We start from the raw sequence: 3,079 nt of genomic DNA on the forward strand, positions 1-3,079 counted from the left end.
TGTTGATTGTCAAGTAAAATTGACCCACTTTTTCGTTTAAATCTGACCCACCTTAGTTTTGATAAATAGCGGATCAACTTTACCTGTGAAATCTATTTTAACACTGAGAATTGACCCACTTGTCAGTATGTAATAACTCTGTAACCTGCACTCTCTAGTGACGTATTATCTATCATCATTGTTTTTGATGATGAGTCTAGTGCTATGTACCTACTTAACTCTAATAAACGGTCGCCCAATAATTCTTGAATCAATTTTTCCATTACGGCGGGTCGACTATTGATCATCTGTTTTTCTGCTGGTTGAACATGCTTTGTAACCATCGGCGAGCAGAGTTCTTCCATGCTCATAAAAACATCATTAGTATCTACTTGGCTGTGTACAAGATAGCAATCTCTATCTTGGTTGTATTCAAATCTTGGATCATTCTTGATTCTTTTTATCACAAAATAAGGATTCTTAACACCGTACTGACTACGCAGCAAATCATAAGCTGCAGTCCGTCCTTCATCATTGTATACTTGAACAACCTTTATTAGTTCTTCGTTACTTACCTTTGCCATCGCTCTAGTCCCCCAGTTTATTAAAATCTAAACTTCAAAATATATATGTAACTATCCTTTTTTTGCACTCTGTTTTGACCCTTTGACACGATAGCTATCACCAGTTATACTAAGTACATGACAGTGGTGAAGCAGCCGGTCTAGAATCGCCGTTGCTGCTAGTTGTCCGGTAAATAATTCGTCCCATCTACCCATTGGTAGGTTGGTCGTAATAATAAGGGAGCTTTTTTCATATCGTTGGCGGATGATCTGGAAAAAAAGGCTCTCTTTTTCTTTGTCCATTTTTATGTAAGATAACTCATCTACAATCAGCAAATCAATCTTGTTGAGATTTTTAAGCATTTCCGCGAGCTGGCCTTTAATCATTTCGTCATGAAGTTTGTCTACCAGTTCCTTTGCATTAACAAACAGTACACTTCGTCCTGCCTGACATGCATTTCTACCGATTCCAGTAGCGATCATACTTTTGCCCACACCTGGGGGTCCTATTACAATAATATTCTCGTGAGCATCTAAGAAACGTAGGCTGCCCAATTCTTCTATCTTGTCTTTGTCCAGACCAGCATTAAAGCCATAATCGATATCTTTAAGTCTTGAAGATGACTCGAAACGTGCATTGCATAACAGCTTCTCATGGCGGCGGGCATTTTTCCCTTCCTCTTCAACTGAAAGCAAGCGAACCAGAAAATCCATATATCCTATGGAAGCCTTTTCAGCCTCTGCTATAAGCTTTGAGTACTGTTGCCTCATGTCAACAAGTTTGAACTGTTTCATCTTGGCATTAATGTAAGATTCTTTCGTATTAGTTACTAGCTGTTGCATGTTATTTCCTCCTTGGCTGCTAATTCATAATAACTGCAGTCTCTTGTAAGTGCAGAATTCTCATCACAACAGTCTGTCTGCTCTTGGTCATCACGTTCCAGCTGGATAAATGGTCGAGTTCCATTGTTATACTCACGCAAAAGCGACCGGAAAGACTTGATATCCATTTTATCTTCTTCTATAGCAATACCTATAAAGTTATCCAGCACATGATCGTCAAAGAGTTCTTGTAGCTCCATGATTTTTCTTGCATAATGTGTAGGCTGATCAAACTTTCTTCCCGCAACCTCCAGGTATTTAAGACCGTTTGTGTATCTTGCAGTAAAATCTCTTCTTATCTGGGGTATGGATGTACTGACTTTTTTAGCTATCGCTTCATAATGCACTGGCTCTGTAAGAGTGTTATATTTTGTGTCAGAAGCTTCAAAGTCTATGATAAAATTTTCTTTTGAATCATATAGTTCAATTTTAAACCCATATATCTTTCTGTACCAGAGTGTTTTTCCCACATACTTTACAGGAACGCTGTATTTATTGCTGTCGATGTTGACGTAACTGTCAGAACTGACAATCCGTTTTTGCAACCGCTTTACATGGTAGGGGTTCTTCGGCAATGGTTGTAGCAACTGCTTTTCCTCCAGAAGGTAATACTGGTTTGGAATACGCTGTGTCGTTGTGTGTTTTTCATTACACCATTCATCCACAAACTTTTTGCCCCGAAGATTGAGTTCGCTCATAGTTGCAAAGTTATTTCCTTTAATAAACTGCTCTTCGATATAGTTGAATGGCCTTTCTATTTTGCCCTTTTTACGAGGCCAATAACAAGGGCATGCATTCAGCTCAGTTCCCAGGTGCTTTGCCATCATTAGTGCATGGGGATTATATTTGATTTCTTCCTCGGACTTTGGATTGTTCGTGATTACAAGTGCCTTTGGATTGTCGATCAATAATTCAAGTGTTGTACCTCCAAGATCATTAAAAAGTTCTTGAATGGCTTCGTAGATCGCATCACCATCAACTTTTAGTGAATAGCAGACAGCCTTCTTTCTTGATGCTGCCAGGATCATTGCAAAACAGTATACTTTTCGGTATCTACCCCCGACGATCACATCGTATTCTGTCCAGTCGAACTGTGCCTGATCGCCTGGTGGACTTTCATGCCTCACGGTAGCTTTTTTACTAATGCGTTCCCCGATGTCTTCATCTACCTTATTTAAAAATCGATAGATTGGGCTGATACTTCCGTCATAACCTCTTTTCTTAAGTTCTCTGAAAATCCGAGTGCCGTTAAACTTGTAGGGTTCACATCGCCATTCGATAATCTGCTCTTTGAATTTGTCAATCTTTGTTCCGTACGACATCCGTTGGTACTTGGGCGGTTCAGATAACGCAAGAAGCTTTTTGACAGTATTTCTTGATATCCTTAAAATATCAGCCGTAGCACGTTTTGACTTAGTCTGATTGTATACTTTTTGTACTGCTGCCCAGTCTTCCAAATCTTTCACCTCTGTTTCCTCCTCCCGCATGGTTTACACGCAGAAAGAATTATAATTCTCTTTCAGAGGTGGGTCAATTCACAACGTTAATTTTTTAAGATTCAGCATACTTTAAGATTAGGATTGGTTAATCTTTGCACCTCAAGGTGGGTCAGTATTAACCATTAATCCCGGGTCAGTTTTAAGTATAAATCAACA

3 protein-coding genes are annotated in these 3,079 nt (G+C 39.2%); all 3 read right to left on the bottom strand.

All coding sequences use genetic code 11. From position 1 onward, the window contains the following. Window positions 1-122: 122 nt before the first annotated feature. The 3 genes from IWB18_RS12230 to istA are packed head-to-tail and all read right to left on the bottom strand — an operon-like array spanning window position 123 to window position 2,890. Window positions 123-563, bottom strand: a complete 441-nt coding sequence (locus IWB18_RS12230) for a hypothetical protein (RefSeq protein ID WP_195683902.1) — start codon at window positions 561-563, stop codon at window positions 123-125. A gap of 51 nt (window positions 564-614) precedes the next feature. Next, window positions 615-1,385 (bottom strand): IS21-like element helper ATPase IstB, encoded by a 771-nt coding sequence (gene istB / locus IWB18_RS12235; RefSeq protein WP_195683903.1) that lies wholly within the window; start codon window positions 1,383-1,385, stop codon window positions 615-617. Next, window positions 1,373-2,890 carry an IS21 family transposase gene (gene istA / locus IWB18_RS12240; protein WP_195683904.1) on the bottom strand — a complete coding sequence of 506 codons (1,518 nt, stop codon included), beginning with the start codon at window positions 2,888-2,890 and terminating at the stop codon, window positions 1,373-1,375. Before istA ends, istB begins: the two co-directional genes overlap by 13 nt. Window positions 2,891-3,079: the final 189 nt, after the last annotated feature.

The organism is Alkalibacter mobilis (assembly GCF_015594845.1).
In the GTDB taxonomy this organism is placed as follows: Bacteria; Bacillota; Clostridia; order Eubacteriales; family Alkalibacteraceae; genus Alkalibacter; species Alkalibacter mobilis.